At 58.9% G+C, this 22,324-nt stretch carries 21 protein-coding genes and 1 tRNA gene; 7 read left to right on the plus strand and 15 right to left on the minus strand.

The features are described 5' to 3' along the window. Positions 1–90 precede the first annotated feature (90 nt). Positions 91–1,533, plus strand: coding sequence for a DEAD/DEAH box helicase (locus ACO08A_RS25760; RefSeq protein ID WP_422038705.1), 1,443 nt, complete (start codon positions 91–93; stop codon positions 1,531–1,533). Positions 1,534–1,655: 122 nt separating this feature from the next. After that, positions 1,656–2,717: a GGDEF domain-containing protein gene (locus ACO08A_RS25765; RefSeq protein WP_422038706.1), complete on the plus strand. Its 1,062-nt coding sequence runs from the start codon at positions 1,656–1,658 to the stop codon at positions 2,715–2,717. A 68-nt stretch (positions 2,718–2,785) separates the two neighbouring features. On the opposite strand, the gene tenA is transcribed toward ACO08A_RS25765, so the two are convergent. From tenA to ACO08A_RS25805, 8 genes are all read right to left on the minus strand, one after another. Further along, the gene (gene tenA / locus ACO08A_RS25770) at positions 2,786–3,448 is read right to left on the minus strand and encodes a thiaminase II (RefSeq protein ID WP_422038707.1); all 663 of its coding nucleotides are present in this window, start codon (positions 3,446–3,448) and stop codon (positions 2,786–2,788) included. Between the two features lie 35 nt (positions 3,449–3,483). Continuing rightward, positions 3,484–3,864 (minus strand): Fe-S cluster assembly scaffold SufA, encoded by a 381-nt coding sequence (sufA, locus tag ACO08A_RS25775; RefSeq protein WP_422038708.1) that lies wholly within the window; start codon positions 3,862–3,864, stop codon positions 3,484–3,486. Between the two features lie 73 nt (positions 3,865–3,937). Continuing rightward, a complete protein-coding gene (locus ACO08A_RS25780; protein WP_319387356.1) occupies positions 3,938–4,333 on the minus strand; it encodes an SUF system Fe-S cluster assembly protein in 396 nt (131 codons plus the stop codon). Between the two features lie 13 nt (positions 4,334–4,346). Further along, positions 4,347–5,603: a cysteine desulfurase gene (locus ACO08A_RS25785; RefSeq protein ID WP_422038709.1), complete on the minus strand. Its 1,257-nt coding sequence runs from the start codon at positions 5,601–5,603 to the stop codon at positions 4,347–4,349. Between the two features lie 38 nt (positions 5,604–5,641). Next, positions 5,642–6,949 carry a Fe-S cluster assembly protein SufD gene (gene sufD, locus ACO08A_RS25790; protein WP_422038710.1) on the minus strand — a complete coding sequence of 436 codons (1,308 nt, stop codon included), beginning with the start codon at positions 6,947–6,949 and terminating at the stop codon, positions 5,642–5,644. 26 nt (positions 6,950–6,975) lie between these two features. After that, entirely contained in the window at positions 6,976–7,731 is a 756-nt protein-coding gene (gene sufC, locus ACO08A_RS25795) for a Fe-S cluster assembly ATPase SufC (RefSeq protein ID WP_422038711.1), read from the minus strand. Between the two features lie 65 nt (positions 7,732–7,796). Further along, positions 7,797–9,269, minus strand: coding sequence for a Fe-S cluster assembly protein SufB (gene sufB, locus ACO08A_RS25800; protein WP_421982937.1), 1,473 nt, complete (start codon positions 9,267–9,269; stop codon positions 7,797–7,799). 103 nt (positions 9,270–9,372) lie between these two features. Beyond that, positions 9,373–10,542 (minus strand): cysteine desulfurase family protein, encoded by a 1,170-nt coding sequence (locus ACO08A_RS25805; RefSeq protein ID WP_422038712.1) that lies wholly within the window; start codon positions 10,540–10,542, stop codon positions 9,373–9,375. 298 nt (positions 10,543–10,840) lie between these two features. Here ACO08A_RS25805 and ACO08A_RS25810 point away from each other — a divergent pair, with 298 nt between their 5' ends. Both ACO08A_RS25810 and ACO08A_RS25815 read left to right on the plus strand, forming a co-directional pair. Continuing rightward, positions 10,841–11,509: an alpha/beta hydrolase gene (locus ACO08A_RS25810; protein ID WP_422038713.1), complete on the plus strand. Its 669-nt coding sequence runs from the start codon at positions 10,841–10,843 to the stop codon at positions 11,507–11,509. A gap of 41 nt (positions 11,510–11,550) precedes the next feature. Further along, positions 11,551–12,024, plus strand: coding sequence for a GNAT family N-acetyltransferase (locus ACO08A_RS25815; RefSeq protein WP_422038714.1), 474 nt, complete (start codon positions 11,551–11,553; stop codon positions 12,022–12,024). 10 nt (positions 12,025–12,034) lie between these two features. Here the strand turns inward: ACO08A_RS25815 and ACO08A_RS25820 are convergent, their stop codons facing one another. Continuing rightward, the gene (locus tag ACO08A_RS25820; RefSeq protein WP_422041818.1) at positions 12,035–12,583 is read right to left on the minus strand and encodes a DUF2155 domain-containing protein; all 549 of its coding nucleotides are present in this window, start codon (positions 12,581–12,583) and stop codon (positions 12,035–12,037) included. 105 nt (positions 12,584–12,688) lie between these two features. After that, positions 12,689–15,619: a valine--tRNA ligase gene (locus ACO08A_RS25825; RefSeq protein ID WP_422038715.1), complete on the minus strand. Its 2,931-nt coding sequence runs from the start codon at positions 15,617–15,619 to the stop codon at positions 12,689–12,691. Between the two features lie 182 nt (positions 15,620–15,801). Here ACO08A_RS25825 and ACO08A_RS25830 point away from each other — a divergent pair, with 182 nt between their 5' ends. Continuing rightward, positions 15,802–16,245 carry a DUF1284 domain-containing protein gene (locus ACO08A_RS25830; protein ID WP_422038716.1) on the plus strand — a complete coding sequence of 148 codons (444 nt, stop codon included), beginning with the start codon at positions 15,802–15,804 and terminating at the stop codon, positions 16,243–16,245. A 14-nt stretch (positions 16,246–16,259) separates the two neighbouring features. On the opposite strand, the gene ACO08A_RS25835 is transcribed toward ACO08A_RS25830, so the two are convergent. The 4 genes from ACO08A_RS25835 to ACO08A_RS25850 all read right to left on the minus strand — a co-directional run bounded on the left by ACO08A_RS25835 (position 16,260) and on the right by ACO08A_RS25850 (position 20,747). Continuing rightward, positions 16,260–16,985 (minus strand): PopZ family protein, encoded by a 726-nt coding sequence (locus ACO08A_RS25835; protein ID WP_422038717.1) that lies wholly within the window; start codon positions 16,983–16,985, stop codon positions 16,260–16,262. A 259-nt stretch (positions 16,986–17,244) separates the two neighbouring features. Next, positions 17,245–18,597, minus strand: coding sequence for a TolC family outer membrane protein (locus ACO08A_RS25840; protein WP_422038718.1), 1,353 nt, complete (start codon positions 18,595–18,597; stop codon positions 17,245–17,247). Between the two features lie 251 nt (positions 18,598–18,848). Further along, on the minus strand, positions 18,849–19,511 hold the full coding sequence (locus ACO08A_RS25845) for a protein-L-isoaspartate O-methyltransferase family protein (RefSeq protein ID WP_422038719.1): 663 nt from the start codon (positions 19,509–19,511) through the stop codon (positions 18,849–18,851). 318 nt (positions 19,512–19,829) lie between these two features. Continuing rightward, a complete protein-coding gene (locus ACO08A_RS25850) occupies positions 19,830–20,747 on the minus strand; it encodes an ATP-grasp fold amidoligase family protein (RefSeq protein ID WP_422038720.1) in 918 nt (305 codons plus the stop codon). A 462-nt stretch (positions 20,748–21,209) separates the two neighbouring features. Here ACO08A_RS25850 and ACO08A_RS25855 point away from each other — a divergent pair. Beyond that, positions 21,210–21,283, plus strand: a tRNA-Cys gene (locus ACO08A_RS25855). Positions 21,284–21,355: 72 nt separating this feature from the next. On the opposite strand, the gene ACO08A_RS25860 is transcribed toward ACO08A_RS25855, so the two are convergent. After that, complete coding sequence (locus ACO08A_RS25860; RefSeq protein WP_422038721.1) at positions 21,356–21,598, minus strand: hypothetical protein; 243 nt, start codon at positions 21,596–21,598, stop codon at positions 21,356–21,358. 276 nt (positions 21,599–21,874) lie between these two features. On the opposite strand from ACO08A_RS25860, the gene ACO08A_RS25865 reads away from it, so the two are divergent. Then, a complete protein-coding gene (locus ACO08A_RS25865; RefSeq protein WP_422038722.1) occupies positions 21,875–22,240 on the plus strand; it encodes a hypothetical protein in 366 nt (121 codons plus the stop codon). Positions 22,241–22,324: the final 84 nt, after the last annotated feature.

The following is a 22,324-nucleotide window of genomic DNA, read 5'->3' on the forward strand; positions in this document are numbered from 1 at the left end:
AGCGCATGAATGTAGTGTGTGCGCACGATAGCGCCCGGGTTCTCCGCCGTTCTGTCGTTTAACAATCACAACATTTGGGCAAAACGCTCCATGTCATTTGATACTCTCGGTCTTAGCGAGAAGGTGCTCGCTGCAGTTGACGCAGCAGGTTACAAGGAACCCACAGCGATCCAGGCCGGCGCGATCCCGCAGGTTCTGGAACGGCGGGACATTCTCGGCATTGCGCAGACCGGGACCGGCAAGACGGCCAGCTTCACGCTGCCCATGCTGACACTGCTTGAGAAAGGCCGTGCGCGGGCACGCATGCCACGGACGCTCATTCTGGAACCGACGCGCGAACTCGCCGCCCAGGTTGAAGAGAATTTCGAGAAATACGGCACCAACCACAAACTCAATGTGGCGCTGCTGATCGGCGGCGTGTCCTTTGCCGAGCAGGACAGGAAACTTGATCGCGGCACCGACGTGCTGATCGCGACACCCGGACGGCTTCTGGACCATTTCGAACGCGGCAAGCTCCTGCTTCAGGGCGTTGAAATCCTGGTCATCGACGAAGCCGACCGCATGCTGGACATGGGCTTCATCCCGGATATCGAGCGAATCTGCAAGCTGATCCCGTTCACGCGCCAGACGCTGTTTTTCTCTGCAACCATGCCGCCGGAAATCCAGCGCCTGACGGACACCTTCCTGCAGAACCCTGCGCGCATCGAAGTTGCTCCGACGTCGTCCACGGCAGACAATGTCAGCCAGCAACTGAAAGCGTCTCCGTCCAAGGATTATGAAAAGCGCGCAGCCTTGCGCGAACTCCTGGACGGTGCAGAGGAGCTCAAGAACGCGATCGTGTTCTGCAATCGGAAACGGGATGTTTCGACACTGTTCCGTTCGCTCGAGCGTCACGAATACAATGTCGGCACCCTTCATGGAGACATGGACCAGCGCACCCGCATGATGATGCTGGACAATTTCCGGAAAGGCAGCATCAAGCTGCTCGTTGCCAGCGATGTCGCAGCCCGCGGGCTCGACATTCCCGAAGTAAGCCACGTGTTCAATTACGACGTACCGATCAATGCGGAAGACTATGTTCACCGCATCGGCCGGACGGGACGCGCGGGCCGCAGCGGGACCGCCTACACACTCGTGACCGGCGAAGACAAAAAGTATCTCGATGCGATTGAAACGCTGATCAACAAGACGATCGACTGGCTCGGCGAGCCGATTGATTTCGAGGCAGCCGCCAAGGAGCGCAAGGCGCGCCGCAAATCGGGCAAAACCTCGAAGAGCGAATCCAGCAATGACAACGACGCCCCTCAGACAAAGCCGTCTGGCAGACGTCGTTCGCAGTCCAAACAGCGCGATGCCGACACGGACGGCAGACAGGAGCAGAAAGACGCAATGAGCCCGGTATCAGTTTCGGAACTTCCGCAAAAACCCGCGAGCAAAAAATCCAGGAACGACAAACTCGAGCCTGCTTTCAGCGCGGGTGTCCACATACCGGCCTTCCTGCTGCGCGAGCCGCGTCCGAAAAAAGCGTCGTAACGTCACTTTTCACAAGGTTTTCCCTTAAGCTTAACCGCTCCTTAAATCTTCCATCAGAACTTGGAACCTATATCTTGTGACCGTGTGGGGCGGATTCGCAGGGTCAAGGTGAGAGAAGTTCTATGTCTGAAGAAGACGACCATAGCCGGACCATCAAGTATGGTGAATCCGCTGTCGGATATATAAGAAAAAACACGTTGCCGGCGTACCCGCGCTCCTATGAGCTCTGGTACACGTATGCGGCTGGTTACAATCAGGGTCTCAACAGGGCCGTCAACGAAACCATCAAGGAAAAAGGCCGGGTCAGCACCGATGAAATGCTGAACCTCTACGGGCGTTTCCTGTCCCCGACGCGCCTCGGCGATCGCCTCGATGAAGTCGGCACCAAGGTTTCCAGGGAAGTCGAAGAACTCATCGAATCGCTGAAACTGAGCGCAGACGCGACATCCGATTATGGCAGCTCCCTCGAGCAGGCCGGGGAAAAGATCAAGCGGCTGGACGACCCTCAGAAACTGCAGCTCTACGTCACGCATCTCGTGAAATCGACCCAGAACGCCGTGGCTTCCAACCGGAAGCTCGAAAGCCAATTGCTGGAGTCCAAAAAGCACATCGAGAACCTGCAGTCCTCGCTCGAGGCGATTCGCTATGAATCCCTCACGGACGAGTTGACGACGCTGAACAACCGGAAGCACTTCGAAGTTTCACTGGAAAAGATCGTCGACCAGTCCAAGGAAAGCAAGCGCAGCTTTGCTCTGCTGATGACGGATATCGATCATTTCAAGAAATTCAATGACACCTACGGGCACCAGACCGGCGATCAGGTGCTGCGTCTCGTTGCGCTGGCAGTCAAGCAGAACATCAAGACACAGGACATTGCCTGCCGGTATGGCGGCGAGGAATTTTCCATCATCCTGCCTCAGTCGAACCTTGAAGAAGCGGGCGAGATCGGCGAGCGCATCAGAACCGCGGTGATGTCGAAGGAACTGGTGAAGCGGTCCACTGGGGAGAATCTCGGGCGCGTGACGATATCGGTGGGTATTGCAACCTTCGACCAGATCGATACGGCTCACTCGATCGTGTCCCGTGCCGACGAGGCTCTCTATGCAGCCAAGAATGCCGGCCGGAACCTGGTCAAGACCGAACTGGACCTGCCCTCCGCAAAGGCTACCGAAAACGTCGCCTGACGGCGAGCAACATGCCCTGCCCGCGTTCCTGATCACGCGGACGAGCCCTTCCGAACCTGCCTGACCGATTATCCTTTCGCGTCAAGTCCCATCTGCCAGAAATCACTTTCCAGCCGGCACGCTTTTTCAAAGAGTGACAGGACACGCGGATATCTGTGATCCGTCAGGACCAGGTCCGAGGTTGCCTCGAACCAGGCCTCGAATCCCCTTGCCAGATCCTGGTAGCCTTCACCGGCATACTCCTGGATCCAGCGCTGATACGGATTGTCGGGATTGTCGCAACCATCCTGCTGCAACTGTTTGCCTATTTCCGCATACCCGAGGATGCACGGTGCCAACGCGGCCTGCAGGTCCAGCAGATCGCCGGACATGCCCGCGTCCAGAACAAACCGCGTGTAAGCCATCGTCGGCGTATCTTCGGGTGCGTTCTCGATTTCCTGCCGCTCCATTCCCCAGCGGCCGCAAATCTCGATATGAAGCTCCAGTTCGACATCCAGGATCGCCTTCACCCCTTCAAGCGAGTGACGCATGTCGGCAAGCGTCGGGCTCTTGTAGACGCCGAGTGCATAGGCGCGCGCGAACTGGATGAGAAACAGGTAGTCCTGGACGAGATAATGCTTGAAACACTCGATCGGCAAATCGCCCTTGCCAAGCTGTTCGACAAAGGGATGGCGCGTGTAGTCGGCCCACTGGGACGCTGCATGCGTCTTGAGCCGTTCAAACAATGTCATGGAAATTCTCGTCGCAGATTGATCCGGATACCGGATCAGTTGAGGGGTAACGCGCCTTCGTCTGCCGCCTGAAGCGACACGGATTCACCGCAGCCGCAGGCGGAAACTTCATTCGGGTTCTTGAACACGAAACCGGACCGGAATTTCGTGACTTCGAAGTCCATCTCCGTTCCGAGAAGGAACAGGACTGCGGACGGATCGATGAAGAGCTTTGCGCCCCTGTCTTCGATCACGTCATCGCCCGGCTTGGCGTCTTCGACCAGGTCCATGGTGTATTCCATGCCGGCGCAGCCGCCCTTCTTGATCCCGACGCGCAACCCGATGGCATCCTTGTCGGCGTTTTCGACAAGTTCCCTGACGCGCTCGGCGGCGCTGTCGGTCATGGTCATGACCTGGAATTTTCCGGCGGAAGCCATTCGGTCCTCTATCTGCTTCTAAGGTTCGAAACCTGATATAGGAATTCAGATTATCGGAAAAAAGGTTTCGAACTCAATACCAGTTGAGTGCCACTTTCGCTTCGTCCGACATGCGGTCGGGCGTCCAGGGCGGATCGAACACCATATCGACGTTGACCGGCCCGACGCCGGCGACGGCCGAAACGGCGTTTTCGACCCAACCCGGCATTTCCCCGGCCACCGGACAGCCCGGCGCGGTCAGGGTCATATCGATGTTGATCGAGCGATCGTCTTCGATATCAACCTTGTAGATCAGGCCGAGTTCATAGATATCGCAAGGGATTTCCGGATCGTAGACCGATTTCAGGGCGCCGACGATGTCCGTCGTCAGTCGGTCGAGTTCTGCCTCCGGGATCGTCGTCTTCGCAGACACTTCCGCCTGCAGCTCGGCGCCGTCCGCGGCGGTATCTATCGTTGTTGCATTTTCCATCGTGGGTCCGTCCTTACCCGAAAAAGCTCTGTGCCTTCAGCAGGGCCTCATAAAGCGCATCCACTTCCCCGCGCGTGTTGTAGAGGCCGAAGCTTGCACGACATGTAGACGTTACACCGTATCTTGCCAAGAGCGGCTGTGCGCAGTGGGTGCCCGCCCTCACCGCAACGCCGGCGCGGTCAATGATAGTCGCCACGTCGTGCGCGTGCGCGCCCTGAACCTCGAACGAGACGATGGCGCCCTTGCCCGGGGCATTTCCGAAGATCCTCAACGAATTGATCTCGCGCAGCTTCTCATGCGCATAGTCCTTCAGATCCGACTCGTGGCGCGCAATGTTCTCGCGCCCGATCAAGTCCATGTAGTCCAGCGCGGCGCCAAGGCCGATCGCCTGAACAATCGGTGGCGTTCCGGCTTCAAACCTGTGCGGCGGCTCGTTGTAGGTGATGACGTCCTCGGTGACATCAAGGATCATTTCGCCGCCGCCGTTGAACGGACGCAGGGCGTTCAAACGCTCCGGCTTGCCCCACAGGACACCGATTCCCGAAGGACCGTAGACCTTGTGGCCGGTGAATACGTAATAGTCACAGCCGAGATCCTGGACATCGACGGGCATGTGAACCGCGGCCTGGCTGCCATCAACCAGAACCTGAATGCCCCTTTCATGCGCGATCTCGCAGATTTCCTTTATCGGAACCACTGTCCCGAGAACATTGGACATGTGCGTAATGGCGACAAGCTTCGTCCGGTCGGTCAACGTGTCCACGAAGGCATCGAGGTCAAACGTTCCGTCCTCGCGCACATACACCCATTTCAGAACCGAGCCATGCCGTTCACGATGGAAATGCCACGGCACGATGTTCGAATGATGCTCCATGATCGAGAGCACGATCTCGTCGCCCTCGCCGAAGAAATCCGGACCGAGCCCATAGGACACCAGGTTGATGGCTTCCGTGGTCGATTTGGTGAAGACGACCTCATCGACGGATTTGGCATTCAGGAAACGGCGCACCTTTTCGCGCGCTGCCTCGTAGTTGTCCGTCGCCGTGTTCGACAGGAAGTGCAGTCCGCGATGCACATTGGCATATTCTTCCGAATACGCCTTGGAGACGGCATCGATCACCGCGTTCGGTTTTTGGGCCGACGCGCCGTTGTCCAGGTAAACCAGTGGCTTGCCGTAAACTTCCCGCGACAGGATCGGGAAATCCCGGCGGATGGCTTCGACGTCGTATCCCGTTGTCACGGGTTCTTTTTCTGCAGTCGCGACGGTCATTCGGCGCTGATCCTTATCTCCAAAGCCTTCGGCGCGGTCTAGTGACCGGCAAGCCAGTCACGCACGCGCGCTTCAAGGCCCTCGGTCACGTCGTCCTCGCCATACTCCTCGATCGCCTCCGAGAGAAAGGCAAGAACGAGTAGGGTTTTGGCTTCGTCTTCCGGTATGCCCCGGGCACGCAGGTAGAACAGAAGGTCCTCGTCGATCTGGCCACTGGTGGCACCATGCGCGCACAGCACGTCATCGGCGAAGATCTCCAGTTCGGGCTTGTTCGCCATTTCGGCGTCTTCCGACAAAAGCAGTGCCTGCGTCATCATTTCGCCGTCGGTCTTCTGCGCATGCTGCGCGACGTTGATCCGGCCCTGGTAGACACCCCTGGCGTTTCCGTCGAGCACGGTCTTGAAGAATTCCCGGCTGTTGCAATGCGGCACAGCGTGATCAACGATCAGCGTCTGGTCCGCCAGGTCACTGCCGCCGGCCATTGTGACGCCGTAGATCTTGGCTTCGGAGTTTTCGCCGGTGAAATTGACGAACTGCTGATTGCGCGCAAAGCGCGGTCCTGCCATGAAGCCAAGCGACTTGAATTCCGCTTCCGCGCCAATGGTCGCAATCGAGGTCAAGAGCCGCGCGGCGTCATTCGACCCGACGATCAGACGGGTTGCCGCAAGGAACGCCTTGTCCGCCACGTCATAGTCGAACACCATATTGACTTCACCGTCGCCGGTCTCGCCGATGAAGGTTTCCAGCAGCCTCAGATTGCCGCCTGCTCCGACACGTACCTTGTTCCGGGTCACCTGGGCGCCAGACGACGTTGCAACGTGGACAAGCTCGACCGGCTTCGATACTTCGGCGCCGTCGGCAACCTCGACAACGACACCACCTTGAACGAAGGCCGTGTTGAGGGCGACAACGCCATCACTGGGTCCGGTTTTCGGAGAAGAAAGCAGCTGAGAGCCGTGTTCACCGGCAAGCGCGTCGTTGAGATCGGTGACCGTGACACCTTCAGCCGAAAGCGCCTCGACGTCGGACAGTTCCGCGAGGAATGATCCGTTGGCAACGACAATCCGGTGACGTTCCAGGTCGCCGAAAAGGTTCTGGTCCGCCAGCAGCTGTTTCGTGCTGGCAACCTCGGCCTTCGAAACAAGCTGCGCAGCGGACTTCATGAACGCGCGCAGATCCGAATACTTGTATTCTTCAACGCGGCGATGCGGCAATCCGCGGTCCCTGATCTGGTCGACTGCCGCCTCGCGCAAGGCGGAAACGGCAACGGACCCGGCAAGGTCCGGTTTCGCAGTCTCGAAACGCTCGAACAGATCGCTTTCGGCCTGAGTGTGTCTGATAGGCATGCTGGCGTTCATGTCGGTTTCTTCCCTCAAGCCGCTGCGTCAACGTAGTCTGCGTAGCCGTTCTTCTCCAGCTCGAGCGCCAGATCCTTGTCACCGGTCTTGACGATCCGGCCCTTGGACAGAACGTGGACGACGTCCGGCACGATGTGATCAAGCAGACGTTGGTAGTGCGTGATGACGACCATGGCCCGCTCCGGCCCACGAAGCTTGTTGACGCCTTCGGACACGATCCGCAGCGCATCGATGTCGAGACCGGAGTCGGTTTCATCGAGCACGCACAGCTTCGGTTCCAGCAGAGACATCTGCAGGATTTCGGCGCGTTTCTTCTCGCCACCCGAAAAGCCGACATTGAGCGGACGCTTCAGCATGTCCATGGAAACGTTGAGGTGGCTTGCCGCCGCCTTCACGCGCTTCATGAAGTCCGGGATGGAGAGAACGTCCTCACCGCGCGCCTTGCGCTGTGCGTTCATGGCGGTCTTCAGGAATTCCATGGTGGCGACGCCCGGAATTTCGATCGGGTACTGGAACGCCAGGAACATGCCGGCCGCTGCCCGCTCATCCGGTTCCATTTCCAGCATGTTCTCGCCGTTGAAGAGCACTTCGCCCTCGGTGATTTCGTAGTCTTCCTTGCCGGCCAGAACATAGGATAGCGTCGACTTGCCGGAACCGTTGGGACCCATGATGGCGTGCACTTCGCCCGCTTTCACGGTCAGATCGACCCCGCGCAGGATTTCCGTTTCGTCTTCCGCGATGCGGGCGTGAAGGTTCTTGATCTCAAGCATGAGATATTTCCTCGTTATTCAGCGGGCAAAGCAGCCCAAACAATCACATTCGGGTTGATGGAGCCTCAGCCCACCGATCCTTCCAGGCTGATCGAGATCAGCTTCTGTGCCTCAACGGCAAATTCCATCGGCAACTGCTGGATGACGTCCTTGACAAAGCCGTTGACGATCAAAGCAACCGCCTCTTCCTCCGACAGCCCGCGCTGCAGGCAGTAGAACATCTGGTCGTCCGAGATCTTCGAGGTGGTCGCCTCGTGCTCGAACTGTGCGGACGCGTTCTTGCTTTCGATGTAGGGAACGGTGTGCGCACCGCAGTCCTGACCGATCAGCAGAGAGTCGCATTGCGTGAAGTTGCGCGCGTTCGACGCCTTCCTGTGCGCGGAGACGAGACCGCGATAGGTGTTCTGCGACCGGCCGGCGGAAATGCCCTTGGAGATGATCCGGCTGGACGAGTTCTTGCCCAGGTGGATCATCTTGGTGCCGCTGTCCACCTGCTGGTAACCGTTGGAAACGGCAATGGAGTAGAACTCGCCGCGCGAATTCTCACCGCGCAGGATACAGGACGGATATTTCCAGGTGATCGCGGACCCGGTCTCCACCTGCGTCCAGGAGATCTTGGAGTTCTTGCCTCGGCAATCGCCACGCTTGGTGACGAAATTGTAGATGCCACCCTTGCCGTCCTTGTCGCCGGGGAACCAGTTCTGGACGGTTGAATACTTGATCTCGGCATCGTCCAGCGCAACCAGTTCGACAACAGCCGCATGCAGCTGATTTTCATCGCGTTGCGGCGCGGTGCAGCCTTCCAGATAGGAAACGTAGGAACCCTTTTCGGCAATGATCAGAGTGCGTTCGAACTGGCCGGTGTTCTGCTCGTTGATGCGGAAATAGGTCGACAGTTCCATCGGGCAGCGGACGCCCTCCGGGATGTAGACGAAGGACCCGTCGGAGAACACGGCGGAGTTCAGCGTGGCGTAATAATTGTCGGTCACCGGTACCACGGAGCCGAGATATTTCTTGACCAGATCCGGATATTCACGCACCGCCTCGGAAATGGAGCAGAAGATGACGCCGGCCTTCTTCAATTCTTCCTTGAAGGTCGTGACGACGGAGACGGAATCGAAGACGGCGTCGACGGCAACGCGGTTCTTCGGCTCGACGCCGGCCAGGATTTCCTGCTCCGCAAGCGGGATGCCGAGCTTCTCATAGGTCGCCAGGAGTTCCGGATCGACCTCGTCGAGGCTTTTCGGACCTTCCACGGACTTCGGAGCGGCCCAGTAATAAAGGTCGTCGAAATCGATCTTGGGATACGAGACGCGTGCCCAGTCCGGCTCGTCCATCTGCTGGAACCGGCGCAGCGCATCCAGGCGCCATTCCGTCATCCATTCGGGTTCGTTCTTCTTCGCGGACAGAAACCGGATTGTTTCCTCGGAAAGACCCTTGGCGCCTTTTTCCGACTCAATGTCGGTCACAAAGCCGTATTTATACTGGTCAACATCGATAGCTTTCACCTGATCGATGGTTTCCTGTACAGCTGGCATCCCTTGCCTCCATCTGGCGGACCTTGTCCGCGTCTTGAACACACACCGGACCGCCTGGTGCGTTCCGGCCATAGCATTGGCGGTCTCCCGCCGGATTACCGCGTCACGCAGCCCTGCTGCGCGCCTTCGGGTTGAGCCTGTCGACGACCGCCGGCCAGAGCTCCAGAAATGCGTCGATCTCCTCAGGCCGGGTGTCCCAGCCCATGCTCACACGGATCGCACATCGCGCCAGCGCCTCGTCCACTCCCATTGCGGTCAGCACGTGCGATACGGATACCTTTCCCGACGAACAAGCCGACCCGGATGAAACTGATACGCGCTCAAGATCCAAAGCGATCAGCGCAGTCTCGGCAGGAAGGTCCCGAACGGCAAAACAGGTTGTGTTTGCCAGCCGGTCGGCACCCTCGCCAAAGATAACTGTGTCTTGGCAGACCGATTTCAATCCGGCTTCGAGCCTTGATTTCAAGTCCTGCAGATGCCTGACGGCATCCAGGTCCGACTGCGCGTCTTCCGCCGCATGACCGAACGCCGCGATTGCCGCAACATTCTCCGTTCCGCCCCGGCGCCAATTCTCCTGGCCTCCACCGATCATCAGTGGAGCGGGCGACCTGGACGTCGACCTCGATACGATCGCGCCGATGCCCTGCGGCCCGCCGAACTTGTGCGCGGACAAAGTGATTGCATCGGCCTGCCAGCCTTCCATGTCGATCTGGATGCGGCCGGCGGCCTGAACGGCATCCACGTGGAAAAAATGTCCGTTTTCTTGCGCGATCGCGCCAATTTCTGCGAGCGGCTGAATGACGCCGGTTTCATTGTTGGCGGCCATCACGGAAACAAGGCCAGGCTCGGCACCTTCAATGGATTGCCTGAGCGCGTCGAGACGAATGACGCCGTCGCCGTCAACCGGGACGATCACCTGATCCGCCACGGCGAACCGGCCACCCGTCATCACCGAGGGGTGTTCAACAGCGCTGATGAAAAGCTTGTCCAGATAGACCGGGTTGCCGCCGTCCTGCCACACGCGGGACAAAGCGGTCATGTTCGCTTCCGTACCGCCGGAAACGAACGTCACCGACCGTGCGCCGGTGCCGCACAACCGCGCAACACCGTCCCTGGCCGCCTCAACCCTGCCGCGTGCCCTGCGGCCGTTCGCGTGCACCGAGGAGGCGTTGCCCGTGTCCTTCAAAACCTCGATCACGGCGTCCCGCGCGCCGGGGCGCAGCGGCGCACCAGCGTTGTAATCGAGATAGATCGGGGCCGATAGACGCGGCATGAGACCTCAAAAGCCAGGATCGACAAGTTTGACGGCGACGAAATTCCGCTTTATTGCCAGACACATGTTCGAAAAACTTGAAATTTTTCTCTGTGATGACGATAACACCCCCCAACCGGTCGAACCGAGTGTTGCCTGCCATTGGCGGATGATGCGAACTTTCGAATAATTCTAAACAAGGTTCTAGAAACTCGGAGGCAAAGAGTCAAGTTTAGTCTTACGGGAAATCACGTATACAGAATCGAAATTTCAGCGCCTCCCGTCTCGGCGCGACAATATGACAAGGACATAGCGCTTCATGCCTGAGGTGATCTTCAACGGTCCCGCCGGCCGGCTCGAGGGCCGGTTCCACCCCGCGAAAAAACGCAACGCCCCCATCGCACTGGTTCTGCACCTTCACCCGCAATTCGGTGGGACGATGAACAACCAGATCGTCTACCAGATGTACTACATGTTCGCACGGCGCGGTTTTGCGGTTTTGCGCTTCAATTTCCGCGGCGTGGGCCGGTCTCAGGGCACCTTCGATCATGGTCAGGGTGAATTGTCCGATGCGGCAGCGGCACTCGACTGGGTCCAGACCGTGCATCCGGACGCGCGCGCCTGCTGGATCGGCGGATTCTCCTTCGGTGCCTGGATCGGCATGCAGCTTCTGATGCGCCGCCCGGAGGTCGAGGGTTTCATCTCCGTTGCGCCGCCGGCAAACCTGCATGACTTTTCGTTCCTGGCCCCCTGCCCCTCGTCAGGACTGATCGTTCACGGCGACAACGACAAGGTCGTGCCCCAGAAGGATGTCCAGACCCTCGTCGACAAGCTGAAGACGCAAAAGGGGATCGTGATCGACCACGAGACAATCCCGGGCGCAAACCACTTCTTCGAAAACGACATGGACGAACTGCTTGAGCGTTGCGGCACCTATGTCGACGGGCGGCTCGGTCTGACACCAGAGGACTACGTCGATATCGACTGACCTTGTTTTGGAGGAGCCCGCCGGATCGGCGGGCTTTTTTCATGTCTGAAGATCTTTTGATCCGCGCAGCGACCACATCGGACCTTCCCGACCTCCTGTCGCTTTACCACGATCTCAATCCGGACGATCTCAAGGCCGAAGCATCCGCACAGGAACAGACCTATACACGGATGCTCGCGCAACCCGGACTAACAATTCTGCTTGCATTCCTTGATGGCAAGCCGGTCGCGACGCTGACGCTCGTGATCGTGCCCAACCTCACCCGCGCCTGCGCGCCCTACGCTCTTGTGGAAAACGTGGTCACGCTGACATCGTGCCGGGGCAAAGGTATAGGCAAACGGGTGATGAAGGCGGCAATCGACCTGTCCTGGGAGGCCGGCTGCTTCAAGATCATGCTGATGTCCGGTTCAGGCAACCGGACCGCACACGGGTTCTACGAGAACATGGGCTTCAAGCGCAGCAAGGTCGGCTTTGAGCTGAGACAGCCCGGTTACGCGCCGCGAAAGATCACGTGAATTTCGAGCCTCAGCCCTGAAACGGCTTTTTCCGCGGGATGCCGGGTCCGGACTCAACGCCATCATCGGGTCCGGCGAGCGGATCCTCACCATCTGCAACGACGCCCTGGATCGGCGGCCCGTCGTAGTCTTCGGGCGGCGGAACCGTTGACGCAAGCTTGCAGTTTGTCAGCCAGATATCATAGACCGCGTGTTCCACCGCGTGCAGACCCGGACTGGCGGCATACATCCAGCCGGAGAAAATTCGCCGCACTTCATTGTTGAGCGTGATCTCGTCAACCTGCACGAAACCGGTGGTCAGGGGCGATTCCGTCTGAGGGCGCGTATGACAGACCCTTGGGGTCACCTGGAGCGCGCCAAACTGCACCGTTTCGCCAATATAGACATCGAACGAAATGATCCGGCCCGTGATCTTGTCGAGCCCGGAAAAGACCGCAACCGGATTTTCAATTTTCTCGGTCTGCGCCGACGCCGGAAAAACCAGGGGGGCCAACACAACGAAAGCGGCCCCGGCTAAAACTCGTCTTGCTGTATTCCAGGTTTTGACCACGTCTGCCATCGGTGTTTGAGTCGCTGGGGTTAGAATAGCTTTATCCGGATTGCTGGCGCTAGCACCGAATTGCGGCCCCGGCAAGACAACCCGTCCCGGGGCCGCGTCCCGGCATCAGCCGATCTCCGCCAATCGATCGAGTGCGATCTGCACCTTCGCGCGCTTTTCCGTGAATTCGGACACCTTTTCACGCTCTCCCTCGACAACGTCAGCCGGGGCCTTTTCGACGAATTTCGGATTGGAAAGCTTCTTCTCGATCTTGGAAATGTCCGCGTCCAGCTTGCCGACTTCCTTCTCAAGACGCGCTTTCTCGGCGCCGAGGTCAATGACGCCGGCAAGTGGCAGGCACACCGTCGCTTCCCCGACAATGATCTGCGCGGCGCCCTTCGGAGCCGCATCCGCGAGGTCAACCCTTTCAGCCCGTGCCAGACGAAGTACGGCGGATTCGTGGGTGGACAGACGCCCCCTGGTTTCTTCACTCGCTCCCGTGATCACGACGGCAACCTTGGCACCTGCCGGCACGTTCATTTCCGCACGCACCGAGCGGATCTCCGAAATCAGGTTGACCAGCCAGTTGATTTCCGCGGCAGCCGTTTCGTCCGAGACCTTCGCCTCCGGCCAGGCCGTGAGCATCAGCAAGTCCCCGGCAGCGTGTCCCTCTTCGCCAAGGCGTTCCCACAATTCCTCAGTGAGGAACGGCATGAAGGGATGCAGGACCTTCAGGATCTCGTCGATCGCCCATGCCGTCGTCGCCCGGGTTTCAGTCTTGGCGTCTTCGTCGTCACCGTTGAAGATCGGTTTGGCAAGCTCCAGGAACCAGTCGCAGAAACTGTTCCAGGTGAACTTGTAGACCGCACCGGCCGCATCATTGAACCGGTAATCCTCAAGCGCCGCGGTCACTTCCGCGATGCAGCGTCCCATTTCGGTGGCGATCCAGCGATTGAGCGTGTGCTTCGTGGCCGTGGGATCAAAACCCGTGACGCGCGCGCAGCCGTTCATTTCGGCAAAACGGGACGCGTTCCAGAGCTTCGTCGCAAAACGCTGGCCGCCTTCCGCCGCCTGGTCTGACATTCGCAGCGTCCGGCGCGACTGTACTTCCTGGCTTGCAAGCGCAAACCGGGTCGCGTCCGCACCGTAGCTGTCGATCAGTTCGAGCGGATCGAGAACGTTGCCGAGCGATTTCGACATCTTCTTCCCGTTCTTGTCGACGACGATCGAATTGATATAGACCGTGTGGAACGGGACTTCCTTCATGAAATGAATGCCCTGCATCATCATGCGGGCCACCCAGAAGAAAATGATGTCGAAGCCGGTGACCAGAACGTCGGTCTTGTAGTACCGCTCCAGTTCGGGCGTCTCGTGCGGCCACCCCAGTGTCGAGAAAGGCCAGAGCGCGGATGAGAACCACGTGTCGAGAACGTCTTCGTCACGCGAGAGCGCCTTGCCGCCGGCTTTCGCAACGGCCTCTTCTTCGGTTGCCGCGCAGTACTCGTTGCCGTCTTCGTCATACCAGACCGGGATCTGGTGTCCCCACCAGAGCTGACGCGAAATACACCAGGGCTGTATGTCGTTCAGCCAGTTGTAGTAGGTCTTGTCCCAGTTCTCCGGAACGAATTTCGTATTGCCGTCCTGAACGGCCTTCAGCGCCGGGGCTGCCAAAGTCTTTGCGTCGACGAACCACTGGTCGGTCAGCATCGGCTCGATGACGACCTTCGAGCGATCGCCGAACGGCTGCATGATCTTCTTGGCTTCGACCATCGGCAATTCGGAGGGTCCGGTTTCCTCTTTGCCGAGCGCACGAACGATGGCCCGCCCCTGCGGGTGCCAGTCCGGTGCCTGGCCCTTCATCCAGGCAACCTCGGGATGATCCGCCGGAACCATGACCGCAAGGCCTTCCGCCGTGATCTGTTCGATGACACGTTTTCTCGCTTCAAACCGGTCAAGGCCGCGCAAGTCGTCCGGCACGATGTTGATCTCGTCGACCTCGTTGACGGTCATCTCGGCCCCGTCGATGATCGACTGCGCTTTCGCCGCTTCCTCGACATAAGGAGCACCGTCGGAACGCATCGCGCCCTTGGTGTCCATGAGACGGTACATCGGGATCCTGTTCCGCTGGGCGACACCATAGTCGTTGAAATCATGCGCGCCGGTGATCTTCACCGCACCCGAGCCGAAGTCCGGATCGGGATAGTCATCGGTGATGATCGGGATGAGCCGGCGATGTTCCTTCGGCCCGACCGGGATTTCACACAGCTTGCCGACAATCGGGGCGTAACGGGTGTCGCCCGGATGAACCGCGACGGCACCGTCACCGAGCATCGTCTCGGGACGCGTGGTCGCAATCGAGATGTAGTCCCGGATCTCGCGGAGGGTGATGTTCCCGTCCTCGTCCTTCTCGACATATTCATATGTCTCGCCGCCGGCCAGCGGATACTTGAAGTGCCACATGTGGCCGTCGGTCTCGATGTTCTCGACTTCAAGATCGGAAATCGCCGTTTCGAACTTGGGATCCCAGTTCACCAGGCGCTTGGAGCGATAGATCAGGCCTTCGTTGTAGAGATCGACAAAGACCTTGAGCACCGCCGCGGACAGATTGGGCGACATGGTGAACTCGGTCCTGCTCCAATCGCAGGACGCGCCCAGGCGCTTCAACTGGCCGAGGATCGTGCCTTCGGACTTCCGCTTCTGCTCCCAGACGCGCTCGACGAACGCGTCACGACCCATTTCGCGGCGGCCGGGCTGTTGGGTTTCCATGAGTTCGCGCTCGACGACCATCTGCGTCGCGATGCCGGCGTGATCGGTGCCCGGCTGCCACAGGACATCGAACCCCTGCATCCGCTTCCAGCGGACAAGAATGTCCTGCAGCGTGTTGTTGAGGGCATGACCCATGTGAAGCGAACCGGTCACGTTCGGCGGCGGAATCACGATCGAGAAGGCCGGTGCGCCATCCTTGGCACCCGCTCCGGCCTTGAAGGCCTCCGCCTTTTCCCAGGTTTCGTAAATCCGCGGCTCAACGCTGGCCGCATCGTAGGTCTTTTCAAGCATCAGGGTCACTCGAAGGGAAGATGTCTGTCGAAATTCGTGAGCCCCCGTGTAAATCGGAAGCGTCCGCGCAAGTCAACCGGTTATGCGTTGATTGCGGCAAGGATACGAAGCCTTGAGGAATCTTTGCGCGCGCTGAACTTCCAGGACTTGGGTCAAATCGGATTTACTGTCATAAACCGGCCATGACGATCCGGATCCGCCCCCATCACTTTCTTTGCATGCTGACATTTCTGGGAAAGGGATATACGGCCCCCTTCGTGCGCAACTACACGCACATCGTGGACCGGCTGAATTCAGGCGAAGAACTTGAAATCGTGGATGGCCCCGATGATATCTGCCGTCCGATGCTCGCCGAGGCCGACCATCACTGCCACCAGGAAAGCATCAGGGACCGTGACGATATCGCGTCACGGCGCATCCATGAGTTGCTGGAGCTTGATATCGAACCGGGCCAGAAGTTCAGTCTCACCCACGCGCAGATCGAGGCGTTGCGCGACGCCTACGCAGACGGCATGTTCCGCACAGCCTGCGCGGGCTGCGAATGGCAAACAATGTGTTCGTCCATTGCGGCGAAAAACTACCGGGGATGCCGTCTGGAACCGGGCAGGAAGCCAAGCCGGCGGTAGGGTCAGGACCCACGTCAGCGGCGGCGCGTCACGCGCTGGATTTCCTTCTGAACCATCTGCTCAACCATTCCCGGCAGGTTCTGGTCCAACCATGCTTTCAGCATCGGTCTCAGCATTTCCTTGACTAGTTCTTCAACCGTCTGCGCCTGCGATCCGACAAACATGTTCGACAGGTTGTCGAATGCGGCATGCACCGCATCGCCGGTGTTGTCGGAGGTCAGGAAGGCGTCGGCCGCGACATCCGGCAGATCATCGGGAACGGGCGACGTGTCCATTGAGGACGGAGGTATCGGCGCGGGCGCTGCAGGCGCTTCGGATGCCTCCGCGAACGACAAGTCACCGCCCGGACTGTCGAAGTCTTCCGCGAGACCTTCAACCATTTCCATGTCGTCCGGTACCGCAAGTTCCTCGGTCAGCTCCAGAACATCGTCTTCGCCTTCGTCTTCCGCGGCATCGGCTTCCATTGCCGCGGCCATGTCGTCGGCCTCATCCTCGGACGCACTGTCTCCGCCGCCGCTGCTGCTCGGCTCGACGTCGAACAGCTTGTCGAGATCGTCCTGTGACATTTCGGCAGCGTCGCCCATATCTTCTACCGCTTCTTCTACTGGAGTATCAGGCTGTTCGGTTTCACTTTCTTCGCTGCCGGCGTCTCCCTGTGCATCTTCGTCGGAAATGATACGGCGGATCGATGAGAGGATCTCCTCCATCGACGGCTCGTCGGCCTTTTTCGCCTCTGCCATGACTTCCCCCGTGTACTTCGTCCGCGCTGCAGCACATTCGGCGTCGCAAATGATTCGTTAATCGAAATTATGCGTCTGGAAGACACACCCGCAAAGCAAACGCGTGTGTTCCGTTTGCCTTATCCCCTCATAAGTCCGGTATGCATCACGCCGGATATCGCAGCGACATGAGCAGAACACGCGAGTAGTGCGCGCCTTCAAACAGAAAAACGGCCGGAAACCTGGGTTTCCAGCCGTTCATGAATCTTGTCTGGTTTGTTCAGCGGCCGTCAGGCGTTCTCGAACCGAACCATTTGCCCCGAACCGCCTTGTAATGCTGGGTCGGATCGTAGATCTGCACGCGCAGACCCAGATCGGTCGCACTGAGTCCGCCAATCGACGAGACAAGCTGATAACCGCTGACGATGCGGTTGGCCTGTGCCTGCACCAGATTTGACTGCTGGGTCACGAGTTCGCGCTGGGCGTCCAGAACATCCAGTGTCGTCCGCTGGCCGACACGCTGTTCCTCGATCACGCCTTCAAGCGCCAGTTGCGAGGCTTCGACGGCTGCCTGGGCTGCCACGATCGATGCTTCGGCGGCCTGATAGTTCCCCCAGGCAGAGATCACGTTCGCCCGGATCTGGTCACGGGTCACGTCCAGCTGCAGCCGCGTCTCGCCCAGTGATTCCTTTGCCTGACGGATCGAGGAAGAAACCGACCCTGCCTGATAGAGCGGAATGCTCACGCTACCGTTGATGGATGCGGAGTCGGTGTTCTCCGCGAAAAACGTGCTCGGGTTGACACTCCGGCTCAGGGAACCGTCAACCGTCACGGTCGGCAACCTTTGGCCCTCGATCGCCTTCACGCTGAAAATCGCGGCATCCACCAGATGCTGGGCCTGCCGGATGAGCGGTTGCTTGACCTCGCTCGTCTTCAATGCGGAATCGAGTGACTTCGGAACGTACTTGGCAATGCCGGTGTCGGCGGACAGGTTCTTCGCCTCAATGCCGATCACCTGACGGTAGACGGCGCGGCTTGCGTTCAGGTTCGCGAGCGCCGAGTTCAGGCTCGCCTGTGCTTCGGCGGCACGTGCTTCCGCCTGGCTTACGTCCGTCCGCGTTCCTTCGCCGACATCAAACCGGTCGCGCGCGGCGCGCACCTGTTCCTGGAGGAAGGCCAGATCGCTTCGCTGAAGCGACACAAGCGCGGTGTCCTGAATGACGTTCACATAAGCCGTTGCAGCCGACAGCAATGTGTCCTGCTCGGTCGATATAAGGCTTTCCCGCTGCGCGCGAACGATCGCTTCCGCCTGGCGAACCGAGTTCACGGTCCGAAAACCGGCAAACACCGTCTGGCTCACCGTCAAGGAGATGGAGGCATTGTTCTGCACTGCTGCCAGGTTTCGCGAACCCGAATCTTCCCAGGTCCTGCCGATGCTTGCTCCCAAGGACACGGTCGGGCGCCAACCCGCAAGGGCCTGAGGAACACCTTCGTCCGCGCTTCGCAACGACGCTCTTGCAGCATTCAAACTCGGATTGTTGGCATAAGCCAATGCGAGCGACTGCCAGATCGTCTCAGCCTTTGCAGGAGATACTGCAATTCCGGTCAACGAAACGGCAGCAACCCCGCCCATCAGCACAAACCCAATGGTAGCTGCCTTAAATGTTGAACGACACGACACCCAACGCTCCTTCCGGATCACGACATATAGGATAGTTGAGTAAACCGAAGAACGTTACTCTTCAACCGATTGCGACGGATTATATCCGTTTTTCAGAGACTGCGGCATTCAGGCAACAAACCCGAAACCGGGATAAGCCATTCGCCGCATTGCAAAACCCACCATCTTGCAGTGAAGACTGGTTCAAGCTGGTTACCAATTCGTTAAAAAACGAATTCCTCGGATTTGGCAAAGCCCGGCAGAAGACTGACCGACGCGTTGAACCCGAATCGGCTGCTCACCGCTTCTCCGGACTTCTGGTAGAGCCGTGCGACACCGGCACCGCCCTGCCCTTCGATCACCACTAGACGGCCGGATGATTTCAGCTGTTTGGTGAGTGTCTCGGGCAGAACCTCCACGGCCCCATCGACAAAAACGATATCGTAAGGACCCTCGGCGGCGAATCCTTCGCTCAGCGGCCCATCGACCACCACGGCATTCTCGATGCCGAGTTCGACCAGCGATTCGGAGGCTGCGCCGAAAAGGGCCTCGTCTTCCTCGAGCGCGACGACGGACGCGGCGAGCTTCGCGATCACTGCCGAGCTGTAACCGGTGCCAGCCCCGACGATGAGCACGATATGGTCAGCGCGGATGTCGGCAAGCTGAAGCAGTTTTCCGAAAATGTGAGGCTTCATCAGAACGCGGCCACCCTCGTCCGACCCGACCGGAATGTCTTCGTCGATATAGGCCACCGACTTCCTGGAGGCCGGTACGAAATTTTCCCTGGGCACATCTTCCATGGCGTCCAGGATCCGGTGATCGGTCACATCGTTGGTCCGCAGCTGGTTGTCCACCATCTTGCGGCGGGACTGACTATAGTCCGTCATTTCGGCCCTCGCTCTGCCTGGCCGGGTTTCCGGCACCTCACAGATAGGTTCATTAACGACGCAGACCCGGCCTGACAAGTGTCGGGCGCGATTGCGCGGGCCCGCGAAGTGACGCATGTCGCCGAAACAGGTCGGAAGGCGCGACGGACACCGGGGTGGACAGCATGCCAGTGAGGCAGATCGAACACGGAAACCCGGCCCGGTCTGTGCTGTCCCGGTGTCGGAGCAGTTCGAAAACGCGGCCGGGCAGATTTGGAGTACGCCCCAGCGCTCATGCGGCGCGCGTGAAGTATTCCGGTTCCGGCACCCTGAAAGCAGCTATCTTCGTGCAGGAGGCCTTGCGCGCAGATCCCACATGTCGCCAAGTTTTCGATCCCAGGCATCCGGAACACAGCCCGGAAATCCACCGCCCGGATAAAGCGTCAGTTCACCGACGAAAACACGGTCCTCCAATGCATAAAGATCGACACGCACGAAATCGGTGTCACACGCCACCTGCTCGGCAACCCGGATCATTCTTGCAAGGCTCGCAGGCAGTTCGACATCACCGGAAGCTGGTGTTCGATACCCGGTCTGCAGGTCAAGACGGATACCGTCGGGAGAAAAAAACGCCTCATAGGAAACGCCCTTCCGCCGCAATCGGACGGCAATCAGGCGGACTTTTCCGGAAAACACGAAGAAGCGGTAGTCATCCGGCGCATCCGTCGCGCCTTGAAGCATTTCCTCGATGATCAGTTTCGGTTCAAATTCTCCGTATGCCCATTCACGGTTATGACGATAGTGCCTGGTTTCCAGCCATTTGTCAGGAAGGTCGCTTTCGAGCAGCGTTTTTATATCTGCCTGTTTTTCCAGAAAAACGCCCTGACCGCTGCCGTGTGTCGGCTTCACAACGACCGGCAGCCGGATCGTTGTCCAGTCAACCTCGGAAAGATCCCGTCCGACCCAGAGTGTCCCTATGACATAGTCCTCACCAACCCGCTCGCGGACGAACTTCTTGACCGCGTGCTTGTCGACCATGACGGGAAAGCGGGGATCGCGGTCATAGAGCTTTCGAACCTGCACCTTGTCGGTGAAGTTTCTCGGCGCATCCAGGTTCGGAAAGCGGCCGCCAATCGAGAAAAATTTGAGGGAAACAAAGCTGCGGTCCGGCAACACCTGGATCAAGCGCCAAATGAGGTGATTCAGCCGCTGCCTGAACCCGGTCGGACCGCCACTTGAGAGCACGATGCTGCGCATGTTTCACCCTGTCGTCCGCAATCCACGTCCATGAAAAACAAAGGTGCGCCGCAATGCCCATCAACGGCGCACCCATGTTGCCAGGCGGCCAGGCCACCCGGCAAACGAGACCGTCTCATTCGCAACGGTTCGGCTTTCAATCTAAGGGTTTCGGACAGTCCGGGTTAGACAACGAGCGCAGAATGTTTCGACCCAGTCCACGCAACCGGCGTCCCATGCACTGTTCTTCAGATATTGCGTTCCCGGTGTCTCAGTCCTGCTGCACAGCGACGCGAAGCAGCAGCGCCGCCGCCATCAACAAACGCGGATAGGTGTGAATAAAGGTCTAATGCCCATTGGGTGTGAAAAACGCAAAGACGGGTTGACGGACAGTCCGGGACCGGATATTTGCCTAACACTTGCTGCGAAACTGCCTGACACCACTTTAGGCAATCGCTTAAGTCTCTGAAAAGACGGCATAAAGGCCCTGTGGCGGAGTGGTGACGCAGCGGATTGCAAATCCGTGTACACCGGTTCGATTCCGGTCGGGGCCTCCACCGCCTGTTCCAGGACATTCTGCTCGGATTTCGCTCGGCATGCAGGTCTCCGGTATCCACCAAAAGGTCCAGTCAGCCCGTTTTGTGCATGTCCACCGACATCTCCGACAGCTTCCGGGCGAGCAACGCCACCTCGTCTGCTTCAAGATGGTCGTATTGGTAGTCTCCGGCACTTGAAAAGCGTATCAGGACATAGCGCCGCGCGTCCCGCTCCTTGAGGATGAGTTTGAGCTTCCTGCCGGACGACAATTCGGTTGACCATTCGCGGATTTTGGTTCCCAGAAACACGTCAACAAGTGATCTCAACACCCCCATCGCCGCTCTCCGTTCCCCGTCTGGTCGCACACGGGTCCAATCAACGCAGAAGTTCCGGCTACGCTCAACCCCAGAGCACTAAACGCTTACCTCGCTGGCCGTTTCCGGCCGGGAAAACCTTTCCGCAACCGTGCGCTGAACGCGGCGCTACCTGTTTCCGCTGCGTCATGCTAGCGTTTTCTCCGGATTGCACACACGGAGAAATGCGACATGAAAAAACCAGGCGGAAGTCCTTCGTTCCCGGCGGCACAACCCCGTGCGATAAAGACATCACCCATGAAACGGGTACAGCCGCCGCAGCCGCAAAAATCGCCGAAAATGGTTCCACAAGGGCCCGATATCGAAGCGCTTGTCGAAACGCTTCGCACCAGGATCAACGATCTGGAATCGCGTGTTGCCGAGCTTGAGAGCATTATCTCCCTCCAGGGACAGGATGTGGTCATCAATTCTCAGAAGAGTGTTCTCATCCAGGGCATGGACACCGTGGAGCTGTCGGCCGGCAGCAAGGTCCTGGTGGCGGCGGCGACGTTCGAGGCGAGCGTTCCCGTCGCAAAGGTTTCCGGCATCCTTGAATGCGACGTTCTCCAGACGAACACGGTGATCGCGGCGGTGTACACGCCCGGCGTAGGCAACATCTGGTGACGGCGGAAAGGCATATTCCCAACGGCCGCAAGCGCTTGTGCCGACTGTTGCTTGACTTGCGCCTTCAAAACCGCCGATGCTGAC

This window comes from Roseibium sp., assembly GCF_965232425.1.
Classification (GTDB): domain Bacteria; phylum Pseudomonadota; class Alphaproteobacteria; order Rhizobiales; family Stappiaceae; genus Roseibium.